The organism is Vibrio sinaloensis DSM 21326, assembly GCF_000189275.1.
Classification (GTDB): Bacteria; Pseudomonadota; Gammaproteobacteria; order Enterobacterales; family Vibrionaceae; genus Vibrio; species Vibrio sinaloensis.
The window spans coordinates 18,788-34,862 of record NZ_AEVT01000010.1 but is presented as its reverse complement, the minus strand read 5'-3'; the positions used below and the strand labels follow the sequence as shown (position 1 = coordinate 34,862).

The 16,075-nt window shown below is 45.2% G+C and carries 15 protein-coding genes and 1 pseudogene; 5 read left to right on the top strand and 11 right to left on the bottom strand.

The genetic code is table 11. The annotated features are described in order from the left end of the window. Positions 1 to 558: 558 nt before the first annotated feature. The 5 genes and pseudogenes from RH45_RS02455 to RH45_RS02435 all read left to right on the top strand — a co-directional run bounded on the left by RH45_RS02455 (position 559) and on the right by RH45_RS02435 (position 4,384). The gene (locus tag RH45_RS02455) at positions 559 to 927 is read left to right on the top strand and encodes a hypothetical protein (RefSeq protein WP_008073432.1); all 369 of its coding nucleotides are present in this window, start codon (positions 559 to 561) and stop codon (positions 925 to 927) included. Between the two features lie 142 nt (positions 928 to 1,069). Further along, positions 1,070 to 1,579 carry a hypothetical protein gene (locus tag RH45_RS02450; RefSeq protein WP_008073430.1) on the top strand — a complete coding sequence of 170 codons (510 nt, stop codon included), beginning with the start codon at positions 1,070 to 1,072 and terminating at the stop codon, positions 1,577 to 1,579. Positions 1,580 to 1,723: 144 nt separating this feature from the next. After that, positions 1,724 to 2,083: pseudogene (locus RH45_RS02445) on the top strand (GNAT family N-acetyltransferase); the annotation flags it as partial. Positions 2,084 to 2,100: 17 nt separating this feature from the next. Further along, entirely contained in the window at positions 2,101 to 2,922 is an 822-nt protein-coding gene (locus RH45_RS02440) for an NAD-dependent epimerase/dehydratase family protein (protein WP_008073419.1), read from the top strand. 673 nt (positions 2,923 to 3,595) lie between these two features. Beyond that, positions 3,596 to 4,384, top strand: a complete 789-nt coding sequence (locus RH45_RS02435) for a phosphotransferase enzyme family protein (RefSeq protein ID WP_008073409.1) — start codon at positions 3,596 to 3,598, stop codon at positions 4,382 to 4,384. 70 nt (positions 4,385 to 4,454) lie between these two features. On the opposite strand, the gene RH45_RS02430 is transcribed toward RH45_RS02435, so the two are convergent. The 11 genes from RH45_RS02430 to RH45_RS02380 all read right to left on the bottom strand — a co-directional run bounded on the left by RH45_RS02430 (position 4,455) and on the right by RH45_RS02380 (position 15,962). Next, complete coding sequence (locus RH45_RS02430) at positions 4,455 to 6,713, bottom strand: glycoside hydrolase (protein ID WP_008073408.1); 2,259 nt, start codon at positions 6,711 to 6,713, stop codon at positions 4,455 to 4,457. 99 nt (positions 6,714 to 6,812) lie between these two features. Further along, complete coding sequence (locus RH45_RS02425) at positions 6,813 to 7,625, bottom strand: DUF2861 family protein (RefSeq protein WP_008073407.1); 813 nt, start codon at positions 7,623 to 7,625, stop codon at positions 6,813 to 6,815. After that, positions 7,622 to 8,272 (bottom strand): response regulator transcription factor, encoded by a 651-nt coding sequence (locus RH45_RS02420; RefSeq protein ID WP_008073406.1) that lies wholly within the window; start codon positions 8,270 to 8,272, stop codon positions 7,622 to 7,624. Before RH45_RS02420 ends, RH45_RS02425 begins: the two co-directional genes overlap by 4 nt. Next, on the bottom strand, positions 8,250 to 9,656 hold the full coding sequence (locus RH45_RS02415) for an ATP-binding protein (RefSeq protein WP_008073405.1): 1,407 nt from the start codon (positions 9,654 to 9,656) through the stop codon (positions 8,250 to 8,252). Before RH45_RS02415 ends, RH45_RS02420 begins: the two co-directional genes overlap by 23 nt. A 150-nt stretch (positions 9,657 to 9,806) precedes the next feature. Continuing rightward, the gene (locus RH45_RS02410; protein WP_039958140.1) at positions 9,807 to 10,145 is read right to left on the bottom strand and encodes a hypothetical protein; all 339 of its coding nucleotides are present in this window, start codon (positions 10,143 to 10,145) and stop codon (positions 9,807 to 9,809) included. A gap of 332 nt (positions 10,146 to 10,477) precedes the next feature. Further along, positions 10,478 to 10,900 carry a SufE family protein gene (locus tag RH45_RS02405; protein ID WP_008073402.1) on the bottom strand — a complete coding sequence of 141 codons (423 nt, stop codon included), beginning with the start codon at positions 10,898 to 10,900 and terminating at the stop codon, positions 10,478 to 10,480. A gap of 5 nt (positions 10,901 to 10,905) precedes the next feature. Further along, complete coding sequence (locus RH45_RS02400) at positions 10,906 to 12,138, bottom strand: aminotransferase class V-fold PLP-dependent enzyme (RefSeq protein WP_008073401.1); 1,233 nt, start codon at positions 12,136 to 12,138, stop codon at positions 10,906 to 10,908. Beyond that, positions 12,131 to 13,402, bottom strand: coding sequence for a Fe-S cluster assembly protein SufD (gene sufD, locus RH45_RS02395; protein ID WP_008073400.1), 1,272 nt, complete (start codon positions 13,400 to 13,402; stop codon positions 12,131 to 12,133). The genes RH45_RS02400 and sufD overlap by 8 nt, the downstream gene beginning before the upstream one ends. Next, the gene (gene sufC / locus RH45_RS02390) at positions 13,377 to 14,123 is read right to left on the bottom strand and encodes a Fe-S cluster assembly ATPase SufC (RefSeq protein ID WP_008073399.1); all 747 of its coding nucleotides are present in this window, start codon (positions 14,121 to 14,123) and stop codon (positions 13,377 to 13,379) included. The genes sufD and sufC overlap by 26 nt, the downstream gene beginning before the upstream one ends. Positions 14,124 to 14,127: 4 nt before the next feature. Then, positions 14,128 to 15,591, bottom strand: a complete 1,464-nt coding sequence (gene sufB, locus RH45_RS02385; protein WP_008073398.1) for a Fe-S cluster assembly protein SufB — start codon at positions 15,589 to 15,591, stop codon at positions 14,128 to 14,130. Positions 15,592 to 15,593: 2 nt separating this feature from the next. After that, positions 15,594 to 15,962, bottom strand: coding sequence for a HesB/IscA family protein (locus RH45_RS02380; RefSeq protein ID WP_039958139.1), 369 nt, complete (start codon positions 15,960 to 15,962; stop codon positions 15,594 to 15,596). Between the last annotated feature and the right edge of the window lie 113 nt (positions 15,963 to 16,075).

The following is a 16,075-nucleotide window of genomic DNA, read 5'->3' as shown; positions in this document are numbered from 1 at the left end:
TGTGCCAGTCCTCTTGGCAGTGGTGCCGAAAAACTCGCTGTTAAAGTATTACACGAAGACATGACAAACTTTAGTTATAGGGACGCTTGCCAATAGGGTATTGCGATGAAATTCTTAGTTAAAATTCTATTGCTTGCTTTTTCATCAGCGATTGTTTCTGCTTGTTCTGCCGATAGAGTGGCTATTGTGAGCGATTCTAATGTGCGAGTTTATAGTACGGAAAAGACGCAGCTCGCCAGAACTCAAAGAATATGTCTCCTTCTAGCTCTAAAGCCGTACTAAAAAAAGGTGCAAAGATTGAAGTAATCAACGATACATATGGTAAAGATTATTGGGCATGTGAAGTCAGGTATTCGAATCAAGAAATAGGTTGGGTCTTGTGTACTTTCTTAACCTTTCAGAGTAATGCCTAAGGCACATAACAAGGCGTTTAAGGCAGATTCCCAACGCTTAGCGCTTTGCATTCTATGTTGGGTTGAGTGTTTACGGTATATAGGTTTAGGCTAGGTGGTTAGCGTTGCTCACTACTTAACGCGGCGTTATAACTCAGGAGGAAGAGTGGAAAATTTCCCGATAGAAAAACTCAAATTTACAAGTGCAATGCTTTCTGATGTCGATGGTATGGCTTCAATTGAGATTGGAATAGAGCCGTTTGAACTTAGCCTAGACGGTATAAATTTACCTACAGGACTTAATGAACTTACTGGTAGAACCTTTACTTTCCCTGTAAACCCAAATGACGGGTATATTGACGGGTCAGTTTACTTTTTTGGTGCTCATAGCCCTGTTGACATAACTGAAATTAAGTTTGGTGAACCGGCAAATGGAAAGCTACCGATGGTACTCGAGTCATCATGGGCATTGGAATTTGAGTCAACAGGGTTCAAAAACACAAATACAACCATTCACACGTACCTGAAGTTATAACAAGGCGTTTAAGGCAGATTCCCAACGCTTGGCATTTTGCATTCAAAGTTGAGCTAAGTGTTTACGGTAAAAAGGTTTAGGTTAGGTGGCTTAGCGTTGCTCACTACTTAACAGGGCGTTAGGCATATACGAGGAAACATAAATGGAAGCTGTTACTTGGGGATTTGTAGGAACTATTGTTGGAGCTTTGGCAAGTATCGCAACAACAGCTATAGCTAGCTGGAGTTCTCATGTTTTGAGTAATAAAGCTAAAGAACACGAAAAGCAGGAAATTGCCAATGCATTTCAAAGAGAAACAGTTTTAGAACTCCAAACTGAACTTTTAGAGTACTTTCGATCGTGTAGTCAGATCTATAGAAACGACAAAGTTAATTTTGAAAATACTGGTAAATGGGGTTACTCAATACCGGATGAGTTAGGCGAGAAAAATCGTGTTTTGAATGCTAGAACAGCAATCTTGATTCAACGAATATCCAATGACGAACTTAGAGTTAGTCTGAGGGCTTTGAAAGATAACTTTGCCAAATGTCTAATGGCGGATAACGAACTTGAAGCAGCTTCATATCACAGAAAAGCGGTTGAGGGTTACGATACAGCTAGTGAGCTACTTGGCAAAGTATTGAGATCTACGTATTGGCAACCAAATGCCTAACAAATTGTTTAAGAGTGATTCGCAACGCGTGGCATTTTTACTATGCGTTGGTTTTGGTGTTTAAGGTGGTATGCGGGAGCTTCGGTATTGCGTTGCTCACACCTTAACAGGGCGTTAGCAGCCAGAAGTAACAAGGAGCTATAAATGGAATTAAAGTATCGTTCAGCTGATTTCGAAGATTTGGAAAGTCTTGTAGCTTTACTTTCAAATGACCCACTTGGTAGTAAAAGAGAAGATGCGTCTGTTCCGTTGAATAGTGGGTATCTTGAAGCGTTTGAAGGAATTGTAAGAGACCCAAACAACGAATTACTCGTTGTTGAGCTGGAAAATTCTCTAGTTGGGATGCTTCAAATTACTTTTATTCCTTACCTAACGCATATTGGTAGTTGGCGTTGTCTTATCGAAGGTGTTCGAATCCATAGTGACTATCGTGGACAAGGTTTCGGTGAGCAAATGTTCGATGCCTTCGCAGAAAGCAAGCATAACAAGGTGTTATGTGTAATCTAGAGTTTAGGGAAAGAATGAAAGTACTTATTGCAGGAGCTAGTGGGTATATTGGTAGCCACGTGACCAAGATGTTTGCTGAAGATGGCTATGAAGTTTCAACCTACAGCCGGACGAGAGGTGTTTTGTCTCATGCGCGAAGCGTTACCACTATGCCATCAGATTTCGTTGGTTACTTCGATATTGTTATAAATTGTGCTCGCCCTCATTGGTCAGAATTCTCACCAGAGGAGATCTCTGATATCGAGTTCAATCTGCTAACAACGCTGGACAATCTAGCGACTGAAGGAGCGACAAAAATCCACACCTCTGGCGTTTGGCTATTTGGTCATGCTTCTTATAAAGACCTCAAAGAATTTAATTTGAAGCCTCTAGAGGCGGTGAAATTAGACACAGTGACAATAGCTTATGCTATTAAAAAGAAGTGGCATGTCGTTTACTGTCCTAGCCTGGTTTATGGTGGTGAAAACTGTCAGCTAAAGCGAATTGTAGACTCTTTAACTGACCAGACTTTCCAAGTCGCGATACCATCTCAAGGTTATAACCAATATGCCCATGTTAATGACATCGCTCGATTTTATTTGGCATTGGTTCGATGTAGCCCTACCGCTACACAGCACTTTATTGCTGAGACTGAGGGGTATAGTCCTGAAGCGTTTTCTCAGTTACTACTAGACTTTCAAATCGTAAAGCAGGTTCACAAAAGCACCTGGAGTGACTTTGAGAAAAACCATGGCACTTCAGCAGTGGAAGTTGAAAAGCTCAATCTTAAGCTCCCCATTAGCCCTTTGTATCAACCGACCGAGTCCTTAGGGAAATACATAGAAAATCACTCATAACCAATTGATTCACAACGCTTGTTGTAGTGGGTTTTTCAAAGGATATTGAAGTATGGAGTATGCAAAAGAATATACAAAATCAGAGAAAATTTTACGGCTTTCACTGATAACTTGTATGGGGACTATTTTAATCGTTTTACATAAGAGTCTAATCTGGCCACTCATTACGGATATTGTGGATAACCCTCATTGCTAGCAGATTCTTGGTTACAGTGCCAAAGATTATTTTTGGCATTTGATATTCATTGCTATTCCTTTACCAGCATTAATCATCGCAAGTGTTGTCTTGTTACCAATCGGTTTCAAGGGCATCACAGAAGGGCGCTTCCCCCCTGGCTCTGTAAAGGTTTATAGACCGACACTGGTCACGACAGGGGCCACTGCTTATTTTAAATCTGCTGTTTACATACTTCTGCCCCTATTAATATTGGTGCTATTGATTTGGGGCTATCATCAAGTTGAAAATATGCCTCCAATTAATAATCAGAACTTGGACATCAACTTGTGTCCAGAAAGAGGACAGATAACTTAATGAGGATTTGTAACTCATGGCAACTTTGATATGCCCCGGCTTTAGTGCTTAAGTTGAGTTAACTTAAGTTAAGCTCGCTTCATCTCCCTTGTTAAATGCAGCGCTTACATCAACGAATCAGTGAACTATAAAGGGGAAACCATGGAGAAACTTCACGGAGGGCGGGCGGATCAGATTTTCCGTTCAAAAAATAGAGTATATCGGCCAAGTGGTGAATGGTCGGAAACCGTACACCTTTTACTATCGCACGTCGCTGAAAATGGTTTTGATTCGGCCCCCAAGCCTTTCGGGTTTGATGAGCAGGGTAACGAAGTCTTATCCTTTGTGGAAGGAGAGGTGTTTAACTACCCATTAAAAGGCAGTATTACAACGAAAGAAGCGTTGATTTCTGCTGCGACATTGCTCCGAGCCTATCATGAATCTTCCAGTTCATTTCTTACTGAATATTCAGGTCGAACATTAAAATGGATGCTTCCTGCAAGAGAGCCTTATGAAGTTATCTGTCATGGTGATTATGCGCCTTATAATGTTTGTTTGCTTGGTTCACAAGCCGTGGGGGTTATTGATTTTGATACTGCCCACCCAGCGCCAAGAGGTTGGGATATTGCCTACGCACTCTACTGCTGGGCTCCTTTCAAAACGGACGAAAATGATGCAGTGGGAGACTTAATTTCGCAGTCTCAGCGAGCTAAACAGTTTTGTGATGCTTATGGATTATCCAAAGTTGAACGGCAAGAATTAGTGGAGGTAATGGTGGAACGAGTCCAAGTTCTAGTTGACCATATGCACAGTGAAGCGCGTAGTGGAAATCAAGCGTACATCGAAAATATCAATGACGGGCATCATTTGGCATACCTAGCGGACATCCAGTACCTCACTAGCAATAAGCTGTACATTACTCAAGTTTTGTTAGCGAAAAATTGCGGCTAACAATGCGCCTGAAGTTGCGGTAATGGTGACCCTTCTGGGCCACCTCATTCTTAGAACAGGTCGATAACGTTTATTGGCTCTGCCAATCTAACCGAGTGCCATCGCTAAGCTCTGCGTAAATCGCAAGCGGGTCAATGTGCTTGTCACCGTATTTGACGCGCTGTTGGGTAAAGTTAGCCACAATAATGCTGCCATCAGAGTAGGTCGCTTTTTGCACCGTACCGAGCGGGTTTAGCCAAACAAAGTCGGTCAGCGCCTTATCCCACAGGGCTTTATGGAGTGGTGAATAGCCGGCTTGATAATGTTGAAGAGCTTTAATTCTTGGGCTGTTAACACTCAGAGCCTCGTCTCTTGTTAAATGAACCATTGCGGGAATGTTGTATAGCATTGCTGTGAGATCTCGGTACGCTTTAACGTCACTGAACTTTAGGCTATCACTATGCCAATGATGGTTATTGATGACCTCATCATGAAACACCGCTTGATAGAGTGGGAGACGATATTGAGGTGAAAACAGCAAGCTGCGATAAGGCTCTTTTACCTGTGCTGATTTGAAGAAATATTCAGGCTTGTGATTGGGGTACCAGCGACCTAAGTAGTACTTAGATTGTTTATTCTTGGTCATATCCGGATCTACCCAACCAAAGCCCACTGTCTCCAATCCGTGAGCAAACGCCATACCTGTGCTGGTTAATGCATTCCCATCTTCAGAACCTAATACCAATGATGTTTGCTGGCTGATCCAATTTAAACGTTTGTTGTAAGCAGACAGGACCTCAGTTTGGCTACTGTTATCTCGATAGTCTTCTCGAGCCATTGATGTACCGTCAACATCAAGGAACAAGCTATTGACCCCCCCGTAATGAGCAATATCGAGAATACGTTGCTTAACATAATCTAAGTGGCAATTTGGATTCAGATAGAATCCTTTACCGCGAAAACCTGATTTTTTATCCCCATTAGCTTTTTCAATCGCACAGTCATTACGCATCTCGTCAGGGAGCAAGGCAGTGAGCCATCCATCATTCACACCTTGTGCAATCGCCGTGTTGTATGAGTCGTAAACCCCGACAAGGTAGCCAAGCTGTTTGGCTTTATTAACGCTTTCCGGTTGATAGAAACTTGGCATCCAATTATCAAAGCCAAGCCACAAATGGGTAAGACCCGCTTGTTGAAAGGTGTTAAGCATATCGCTAGATAACGCCGGGCCCCACTTTGATGGCTTAACTAAGTATTGGCCCGCTTGTTTAATCAGCCACGATTTACGAGCCTGTGCCATTTGGTACTGAGTCGCAATGGTGTTGTCAATTAAGCTTGGGTGAGGCACTGGGAATTTTTTCGTTAGCGAGGATTGTAATTCGTCTAGCAGCAACTGCTTGTGAAATGCGCTGAACCAACCTTGATCTTTGCTCAATGAAGACAGTTCTTTTTCTGCCTCACGAGACAGGATTAACCCTGATCTTTTTGTATACCATTCGTTTAGGCCCCACCAGTTTTTGACATCCTGAATGCTAAGAGGGCCAGTGCCAAAGAGATAAACGTGGTTGGCTGCGATCAGTTTTTTTATCTCTGGATTACGGGCAATTTTCGCGCTTAAGGGATCGGCTAGCCGCTGAGCCTGTCGCCAGGTTCGGTATTGCTTTGCGCCGCTCAACATGTCGTCACCTATAGAGATGTTTACTCGCAGCGGCTGATTACGGTTCAGAGGAGTGAAGTGATGGTTTAGCGCCATATCAACTCGACCTTTGTGGTTCGAGAAGCTCAACTGGTTATTCGTGGGTGACAGCAAATGGTAGTTGATAAAGCGCCCTTGTTGTTCCGCACTCCAGAAGGGCATTTTCAAGCCTTGAGTCGTATTTGATCCTGAGTATTCATCAGCAAGGAAATTTGCCCAGGTTGCATGCTTCACTGGAATACGCATTCCCTCGCTAAGAGGTAATAACAAGGTATCGACTTTTTGTTCATTGAGTTCAAACCAATCAATCACTAACGGACGTTTTCGGTCAATCTTCAGGTTGTTTGGCGGAATCAAGGTGAGTTGCAAAACCTCGCCCACCAGCGACGCTTGCAATTGGATACCACTTGGTTGAACTTGCCAGCTCGCATCCGTTGCACTTTTCTTTATCAGCCGATAACTGGAGCTCGTTTGCTGATTGAACGATAGGGCATTGTCATTGATGGACAAACCGTTCCAGTCTATCTGTAAGGTTTCCGGAACAATGGAGACGTGTTGTTTATTTGCAGTGAGCTCAATTGGTTGAGCTAACGTGCTGGCCGCCAAGGTGCTGCCAACCAGTAGTGTTGTTAAAAAAGGTAGATTTAATTTCATTGTGAAACTCCGACATTAAGTTAGGAGTATTTAACGCGAATCTACCTAGAGTTTTGTCACCCTTTTGTCTCTATTCGAGGATGAGTGATGCCTATGATTTTACTGGTATGGAATGGCAATGCGTTGAATGTATTCGATGCGAACACCATGCTGAAACTCGACTCGTTCGACGCTAGCACTAAGGTGTTTTGCTTGTGTTTGATAAGGGCTGTTGGCTGGTATTGGCTGTGGGTTTTGTTGAAACGCGACTTTGTGCCCCAACATTCGATAATCGCTATCAAACCACTGCCAACTTGCCGACACACTCGGGCAACCTGGCAGGGTTTGTGGCAGATTCAGTTCGACGGTTGGGATGGCGCGCTGTTGATTAAAGACGAGCCATTGCGACTGATCTTCAATAGCAATGACTAATCCAATGGTTTGCTCGTCAATAACAAGATTGAAGACCCCAGAACGTGGTTTCTGTAACAACTCAATACTTTCAAATTCTTGATAGCTTTGCCCTGCGCCAAATTGCCCTGAGACTAATGGCGAACCATCTGGGGTAAATAACGTGACATCCATGGCGCTCGGGCTGTTCTCTGTGGAAATCCGCACCTGATAACCTTTCGCCGTGGTACCAAATCGCTTCACAAAGCTGAGCCGCAGGTTGTTAGCCGAACCACCTGACAGAGCGCTTCCACAATCGGTCTGGTGGAGGACTTCTTGTTTCACAGGTAACCAGAGATGGTCGTCAAGTTCGTGCTGACTGAGAGCAAGGGTTAGCTCTTGCCAAGCGAGTTGAGGTTGTTGATTGAGTGTTGCTTGATAAGCCGGTTGCAGCGGCGTATCCAGGAATAGATCGCTATGGCTGGGCGTCGACGCGACGAGCGAGATCAAAAACGTGGCGCCAAACAATGTGGATTTACTCATTGGTTTGCCTCTCTCAATCGGTAGCCTACGCCTCGGTGGGTTTCAATGTTTAAGCTCGGCAGTTTTTGGCGTAAATGCAAAACATGATTGTCGACCGTACGCGTGTTTGGAAAGGCTTCATATCCCCAAATTTTATTGAGCAACTCATCGCGATGAAACACTCGGCCTTGATTTTGTACCAGCAACAGTAAGAGTTGAAACTCTTTGGGTTTGAGTGTGACCGACTGCGGCCCAATGCTTGCTTGGCGTCGACCTATATCTATTTGGATGTCGGCATAATTGAGTTGGCCGCCACCTAAGGGACGAAGCTGTGAAGTGACACGTGCGAGCAACTCATCGGTAGAGAATGGCTTACTTACATAGTCTTTCGCGCCGGCCATCAAGCCTTCGACGCGCTCTTCAATTGTGACTTTTGCCGTTAACACAATGACTGGGAGTGCCTTAAGCAACATCCAATGTGGGAGATGCTGTAAGCTATCGCCGTCGTCCAATTGTCTGTCGAGAATCACCAAATCTGCTTTATACCACAGCTTTTTGGCTTGCTTGCTATTTTGCGCCCATAAGCATCGGTAGTGATTATTTTCAAAGACGCTGACGAGGCCTTGTCCTAGGAGTTGATCGTCTTCAATCAGAAGTATTGTGCTCATACGGCAGCTCCAAAATACATCGAGTTGGTTTACGCAATAAGATTAGCTTGCCATTAGCGAGCTTTATAAGGTGGGCAACGATGTGTAATCCTATGCCCATGTTATCGCTGGACGCCTTTCTTCGCCTAAACATGCGCTGCCAAGCATTTGGAAAATGCCCTTGATCTTGAACTTCAATGGTTAGTGTTTTGCCAAGGTGCGCGCTGACATAGACTTCGCCTTGACCGTGTTGTTTCGCATTTTTGATCAAGTTGTCTAAACAAACAGAAAGCCAGTAATAGGGCTGCGTTATCTCTTTATCTTGATTGAGTGAAAATTCGACCTGATGTTTGTCACAGCAATGGGTAAGCCAATCATGTACCGAGGCCGTTTGGGACAGCAGTGCGGTTCCCTTGTTCGCATTTAGGTAGACTTTGCTGTTCTCTGTCAGTTGCGACAGTCTTTGGTAATCGGCAAGCAAACGCCAAAACGCTTGCTGAGTCTCTGAATCAAACTGATCGAATTGATCACGAAACAGCTCGATGGTGAGCCCCAAGCTGGTGATAGGCGTTCTCAACTCGTGAGTCAATAATTGTAGAACAAAGCGCTTTTCTCGCTGCTGTTTGTGTTTGAGTACGCTAAGCCGAGCGATAAACACAGCAACTAAAGTGCCGAAAAGCAACAACAACTGCTGTTGACTGAGCCAAGTCGTGTCAGTATGGCTAATACACAAGTTACTGTAAGTTAAGCCACAACTGTTTCCTGTTAGGGTGATGTTGTAGTGTTTCGCAAGTGGCTGCCAGACATTTACCGTTACTCGCTTCCAGCCAGACTCTCCACTTAGCCATAAGGCATCACCTTCTAACCAAGCTCGATAACCGTTAATCAAGGCTTGTTTACCTTCTGCAGAAAGCGTGGAAACTTGTGAATAGAGTGGGTTATTCGGGTTGGATAAGCTGGTGAGGGCAAGAAGCTCAGGTGAGAATACTTGGTTATGCGCTATACCTTGTTCCAAATAGCGGTCTGCGTAGCTGCCACCCGCGGGATGCAACAATGTGTGATTGGCAAACCAAGCGAGATCAAGCTGTTTGTTTTGGCATAACGCCAGCTCAAATTCGATTGCGCCTGAGATGCGCTGCGGTGCATTCGCAGTTGCTCGGCAGTCGGTGGCAACTTGCTCTAGTGCACGTAAGTCTTGCCAGCTAAAGCGCTCGAAATTTGGGTACTGACTGCTTGATAGCCACAGTGCTTTTGGAAACTGAGCAATATGAGATTGCTTAATGGTGACCTCTGTCTGTTGCCACGCTTCTTGGTACAATGCTTGCCATTGGTGTTGTAAATCTTGGCCAAATGCCGCGCAAGAAAAAAGGTAAGCCAGCGAGATGAGGTACAAGCGCCCGAGCATCAGAGAGTCCAAAATCAAAACAGTGAACAGATTTTAGAACGAATCAGCAGGGTTTTGTAATCTATCTGTCAACATTTGTCGAAGCGGGAGCAGATATCCCACTTCGAATGAAAAAGACAACTTGTAAGAGCTGAGTGATAGGGAGTGATGCTAAATGCAAATCGCCAGTGTGCCCACCACCATAAGAGCGATTGCGCCGTACCAAAAGTACTGGGCAGTGGCATCGGCAACGTTGCCTTTGATGTAGTTGATTTCTTCGTTGGCGAAAGTGGCAAACTCGCTATATTCAACAGCAAGTTCACGACGCGCTGCTTTTAAGTCTTGTTGCATCTTGTTAAATGCTTGGTCAATAAAGTCCTTCATCTCGTTAGCAATATCTGTCGTCATTTCAAGTCCGTTCCAGATTGCCATTCGAGATTCATACTCGCTTTCCGCAACGAGATTAAGTACGCGTAAGTCATATTCACGTTTTACACGCTCTTTGCCCATGCGTTTAGGGTTAATGCTTTTTAGTTTGTTCACAGTGGTTACTCCGAAAAATTCATTCGCTAGTCTGAGCGAAATCGCTCAAAAATTGAGAGTGGACTTAAGCCCAAAAGGGGTGACTAGAAGCGTTTCAGTGTGCTTGTTGTGAGTATTGTTGTTTGAAAGCAGTAAGTTGTGAGTAGGGTACCTGCGTTAAAAGAGCGAGCCTCTAAATTGGCTGGCAGTGTAGATAACCCGTATGGAGCCAGCAACTGAGGGATTTTATCCAGACGATAAACGATTTTTTTTGAGGGCAAGAGGCCAGAGAGAAGGCCTCTTGATGTTATGTGTATGAGTTAGTGGAGTAGGGGCGCTTTTTCAGTTTGAACCGCGATATGGCGAACGTGTTGAATAATGGCATCCAGTCCTTGCGTTCTACCTGGTGTCAGGTGAGATTTTAACTCTAGAGAATCAAACCAAGCGTGAACGTCAAAGCACTTCGCATGCTCGACACTTTGCTGATCGTACGCTATCGAAATCAATGATAATAACCCCTTAACGATAGAAGAATCGCTGGTGGCGCGTAGTGTAAGAATTCCTTGCTTCGAGCATCGAATATCGACCCAAACCTGACTTTGGCAGCCAGCTACAAGGTAGTCATCTTGTTGTTTATCAAACGGGTAGGCGGGTAAGCGTTCTCCGAGTTCGATCAGATAAAGATATCGCTCTTCCCAATCGGCGCAGCGGTTAAAGTTTTTGAGTACTTTTTCTGGTGTCATGATAATCACCTTAATAACTGACTGATTCGTTGCAGCGCCTGACAAAAGTTATCGATATCATTTGAGTTTGTGTACAGACCTATGGATGCGCGACAGACAGAGCTTTGGCCGAGCTTTTTCACGAGCGGCATGGCACAGTGGTGGCCAGTTCGAATTGCGATCCCGTACCTATCTAAAAATGCGCCCACGTCAAACGAGTGATGGCCTTTCAGGTTAAATGAGATCAAACCGCTGCGATTTTTGCTCTCTCCATAGATTTCGATTCCAGCGACATTGGCTAACGATTTTTCCATGTACTGCATAAGCCGGGCTTCGTGCGCGGCGATTGCGTTCAGGCCGATGTTTTCCACATACTCGATCGCAGCCCCTAAACCTAATATACCCGCGATGTTGGGGGTACCAGCTTCAAACTTCCATGGCGCTTGCCCATAAGATGTGCCGATAGGAAGCGTCACTTGATCGATCATCGCACCACCACCTTCCCATGGGACCATGCTAGTCAAATGCTTGGTTTTGGCGTAAAGCACCCCGGTACCAGTTGGGCCGTAGAGCTTGTGGGCGGAGAAAGTATAAAAGTCGCAATCCAACTCGCTGACATCCACTTGCTGATGCATAACGGCTTGAGCGCCATCGATCAGTACAGGCACGTTCGCTCGGTGCGCCAGTTTGATGACTTTTTTCACCGGATTGACTTGTCCTAGCACATTAGAAACATGGGTCAATGCGACTAAGCGAGTTTTGTTGTTGAGCAGTTTTTTCAATTCTGCCACGTCGAGTTGGCCCTGGCTGTTCATTTCCCAGACGCGAATCTTTACACCGCAAAGGTCAGATAACAGTTGCCACGGGACAAGGTTGGCATGGTGTTCCATATCAGTGACGATGATTTCGTCTTCTGCTTTTACTTTTGGTCGAAGGTAACTATTTGCTACTAAGTTGATGGCTTCAGTGGTGCCTTTGGTGAACACAATGTTGCTGGCTTCGTTGGCGTTGATGAACTCAGCAACTTGAGTTCGTACCAGCTCCATGTCTTCGGTTGCCTTGGCGCTTAGATAGTGAGCGCCACGATGAACGCTAGCGTAGTCTCGCTGGTAAAATTGCGTCATTCTTTCGATCACTGAAGTCGGTGACTGTGCGGTGGCTGCAGTATCAAGATAAACCAGCGGTTTACCATAGACTTGTGTACCTAGCGCCGGAAAGTCCTTTGCCCATGGGCTTTCAATGGGAGGTAAATCAGCCATGGTTAACCTCTTTATGTAACGAGTCTGCGAGTTTGGTATTCACGTAACTTCGCAGGCTTGGATGGCGGATTTTGTCTGCAACCTCGCAAACGAACGCGGACATCAGCATCTGTTCGGCCTGCTCTTGGTTTATTCCTCTTGCACGCATGTAGTCAATTTGATTTTTATCCATCTGACCTGTCGTTGCGCCGTGGCTACATTTGACATCATCGGCGTAGATTTCTAACTGAGGCTTACAGTTTACTTGTGCATGGTCACTGAGTAACAAGCTATGCGTGTCCATTTGGCCGTCAGTTTTCAGTGCGACCGGATCTACGTAAATCATGCCATCGAATACCGCGTTGCCTTTGTCTCGACCGATAATCTTATGCATTTGCTCGCTGCGGCAGTGAGGAGCATTGTGCTTAAGATACGTTCGGCTATCAAATGTCTGCTCGTCTTTCGGCATGGCGACGCTGTTCATCGCTAACTCTCCATTGTCACCGCTCAGTTCTGAACTGGTTTGATGACGAACTAACAGGCCTGATAGCAACACGGCTGTCGATTTCGCTTTGGCATCTCTTTGCAAACGAATATCGTTGTGGCCAAAGTGATGTTGCTGCTTCGATTCTTCGATCAACTTGGTGTGCTGGTAGTTGGCACCTTCACCAATGTAGCTGGTTAGTCGTGACAACGTAACTCCGCCACCTTGCTCAAGTGAGATGTGGTGCTCGATCACTTCGAGTTCCGATAGGGGAGCCATCTCAATATGATGGCGATAGCTACACACTTCGCCATTTTGACCAGAGCTGATATGCAGCAGATAAATCGGCTTGGTCACTTGCGTATTTGGTTCGACTTCAATCAGCACGCCGCCTGATGCTGTCGCATCAGTCAGGTAGGTAAACGCATCGGCTCGCACTGAGCGTGAGAGCTCATAGGTTTCGACTGCGGTTAGCACGTTGAGTGGAGTGACCCGCACCTTAGGAATCCAATCTGAACACCTGGCTGAAAAGTGACCATCAAAGAAAACGAGTCGATAGGCATCGATACCTAGGCTTAGCCCCTCATAAGAGATATTTTCTGCGGATTGCAAGGCGGCAGATTGTAATGGCAGCGAATAGAAATATTCGAGAGAAGTGTACTTCCACCCTTCCTCTTTAGCGCTAGGTAAACCTACAGACTTGGCTTTAGCAAATTGATTTTTTTGCCAGTCTTGACCCTGTACTAGGTGCTGTAAGGTATCCACTGAAGGACAGTTACTCTTCACCAGTAATCCACCCATAGCCTTTCTCCTCTAGCTCATGTGCCAGTGTGTGATCGCCTGATCTAACGATTTTTCCTTTGTACAACACATGCACATAATCTGGTTTGATGTAATTCAGAATTCGTTGGTAGTGAGTGACAAGTATGAAGGCTCGCTGACCATCTTGCAGAGCGTTAACGCCAGAAGAGACGGCTTTCAAAGCATCAATGTCTAGGCCTGAGTCCGTTTCATCAAGAATGCATAGATCGGGTGATAACACCGCCATCTGCAAAATGTCGTTACGCTTTTTTTCACCGCCAGAGAAACCTTCATTCACTGAACGGTTTAGTAGGGTGGTTGGCATCTTGAGTAGATTTGCTTTCTCTTCCAATAGATCTTCAAAATCAAAGCGATCTAACGGCTCTTGGCAACGATAATTACGAATTTCATTTAATGCGGTATTGAGAAAAAGCTTGTTGCTGACACCCGGAATCTCAACAGGATATTGGAATGCAAGGAAGACGCCTTCACCAGCCCGTTCTTCTGGATCGAGTTCGGTTAGGTCTTTACCTTTAAACAACATCTCACCCGCATCAACTTCGTAGTCGTCTTTGCCAGCTAGTGTCGCAGAAAGGGTACTTTTACCAGAGCCATTCGGTCCCATGATCGCGTGAACTTCACCTGGTTTAACCGTCAGGCTGATGCCTTTGAGTATTGGATTGTCTTCTACACTCACGTGTAGGTCTTTAATTTCTAGCATTGATTTATCCCACGCTATGCTCAAGGCTGATTGAAAGCAGTTTTTGTGCTTCTACAGCAAACTCAAGCGGTAATTCTGAAAATACGTCTTTGCAAAACCCGTTTACAATCATAGAAATAGCATCATCCTCACTGATGCCGCGTTGCACACAGTAAAACAGTTGGTCTTCACCGATCCGAGAGGTGGTTGCCTCATGCTCCACTTGTGCCGTTGGGTTCTTCACTTCGATGTAAGGGAACGTATGTGCACCACATTGAGTGCCGATCAACATTGAGTCGCATTGGGTGAAATTACGTGCCCCTTCTGCGTTGGGTAGTATCTTGACTAGGCCGCGATAACTGTTTTCACTCTTACCCGCGGAGATACCTTTTGAGATGATGGTAGAACGCGTGTGTTTACCGATATGAATCATCTTTGTCCCTGTATCGGCTTGTTGAACGCCATTAGTCAGCGCCACCGAGAAGAATTCCCCAACAGAATAGTCACCCTTGAGAATGACACTTGGGTATTTCCAGGTAATAGCAGAACCCGTTTCAGATTGAGTCCATGACATCTTGCTGTGGTCGCCTTCGCATACAGCTCTTTTGGTAACAAAGTTTAAGATGCCGCCTTGGCTATCCTCTTCGCCAGAGAACCAGTTTTGAACGGTCGAGTATTTTACTTCTGCACGGTCATGAATAATGACTTCCACAACCGCGGCATGCAGTTGGTAGCTATCGCGCATGGGGGCTGAACAACCTTCGATGTAGCTGACATAAGCTTCTTCATCAGCGATCAATATGGTGCGTTCAAACTGGCCTGTCTTCGCTTGATTGATGCGGAAATAGGTCGACAACTCCCGAGGACATCGAACACCTTTAGGAATGTAAACAAAGGTGCCATCGGAGGCGACAGCTGCATTCAACGCGGCAAAAAAATTGTCTTCAGGGGGAACGACCGTGCCGAGATACTGCTGTACAAGTTCGGGGTGTTGTTGGATCGCTTCACTAAACGAACAGAAGATTATCCCCAATTCATTCAATTCATTCTTGTAGGTTGTCGTAACAGAAACGGAATCAAAAATGGCGTCAACGGCCACTTCCGCGCCTTCACGAACCGGAACGCCGAGTTGCTCAAAAGCCGTTTCGACTTCTTTGGTCAAATATTCATTTGTACCATCATCTGAGCAGTCAGTGTCACAACTTGCGCAGCTTGGTGCTGAATAGTAGCTGTAGTCCTGATAATCCAGCTCGGGGTACTCGGCTTTGAGCCAGTGTGGCTCCTCCATCTGCTGCCATTTTCTGAATGCGTCTAACCTAAATTGCAACATCCATTCTGGTTCGCTACGTTTTGCTGAGATGGCACGAACAACCTGTTCGTTGATGCCTTTGGAGAGAGTGTCAGAAGAAAGTTGGGTATAGAAACCCTCTTTGTAATGACTGGTTTGGAATAGTTCTTCTACTTCGGGCTGTGTTTCAACTGCACACATGATCAAACTCCAAAGCTTTCGCCGCAACCGCAAAGGTTTTTCACATTGGGATTGTTATAGACGAAATTACTGTTAAGGCCCTGGCGGACAAAATCCAACTCAGTACCGTCAAGCATTGGCATTGCGCTCAATGCGACATAGAAAGGGGTGTTGTGTGACTCAAATCGCAAATCATCGTCTGCGATGGTGTCTACTAGCGCGATTTCATAGGCAAATCCAGTGCAGCCAGAAGGCCGGACACTGAGGTGAAAATGCTGCCCTTGTTGCGTTAGAGCTGCCACTCTTTTCGCTGCGTTTTCAGAGAGCATCACCCCCCGCCACTCCATGTCATGTATTGATATTTGATTAGAATCTGAACTTGGAATACTCATTAAAAATTCCTTTTGTTCGAAAATATCTGAGAATGATATTGATTATCATTTCATTATCAACCATAAATTTAGTGTGGAGAATAGTTGCTCGTACTACATATTGACAAATGTAG

Bases quoted from the DNA above. Each gene is read 5' to 3' on its own strand.
- RH45_RS02450 (WP_008073430.1), top strand. From the start codon at position 1,070: ATGGAAGCTGTTACTTGGGGATTTGTAGGAACTATTGTTGGAGCTTTG.
- RH45_RS02440 (WP_008073419.1), top strand. From the start codon at position 2,101: ATGAAAGTACTTATTGCAGGAGCTAGTGGGTATATTGGTAGCCACGTG.
- RH45_RS02435 (WP_008073409.1), top strand. From the start codon at position 3,596: ATGGAGAAACTTCACGGAGGGCGGGCGGATCAGATTTTCCGTTCAAAA.
- RH45_RS02430 (WP_008073408.1), bottom strand. From the start codon at position 6,713: ATGAAATTAAATCTACCTTTTTTAACAACACTACTGGTTGGCAGCACC.
- RH45_RS02425 (WP_008073407.1), bottom strand. From the start codon at position 7,625: ATGAGTAAATCCACATTGTTTGGCGCCACGTTTTTGATCTCGCTCGTC.
- RH45_RS02420 (WP_008073406.1), bottom strand. From the start codon at position 8,272: ATGAGCACAATACTTCTGATTGAAGACGATCAACTCCTAGGACAAGGC.
- RH45_RS02415 (WP_008073405.1), bottom strand. From the start codon at position 9,656: ATGCTCGGGCGCTTGTACCTCATCTCGCTGGCTTACCTTTTTTCTTGC.
- RH45_RS02410 (WP_039958140.1), bottom strand. From the start codon at position 10,145: ATGGGCAAAGAGCGTGTAAAACGTGAATATGACTTACGCGTACTTAAT.
- RH45_RS02405 (WP_008073402.1), bottom strand. From the start codon at position 10,900: ATGACACCAGAAAAAGTACTCAAAAACTTTAACCGCTGCGCCGATTGG.
- RH45_RS02400 (WP_008073401.1), bottom strand. From the start codon at position 12,138: ATGGCTGATTTACCTCCCATTGAAAGCCCATGGGCAAAGGACTTTCCG.
- sufD (WP_008073400.1), bottom strand. From the start codon at position 13,402: ATGGGTGGATTACTGGTGAAGAGTAACTGTCCTTCAGTGGATACCTTA.
- sufC (WP_008073399.1), bottom strand. From the start codon at position 14,123: ATGCTAGAAATTAAAGACCTACACGTGAGTGTAGAAGACAATCCAATA.
- sufB (WP_008073398.1), bottom strand. From the start codon at position 15,591: ATGTGTGCAGTTGAAACACAGCCCGAAGTAGAAGAACTATTCCAAACC.
- RH45_RS02380 (WP_039958139.1), bottom strand. From the start codon at position 15,962: ATGAGTATTCCAAGTTCAGATTCTAATCAAATATCAATACATGACATG.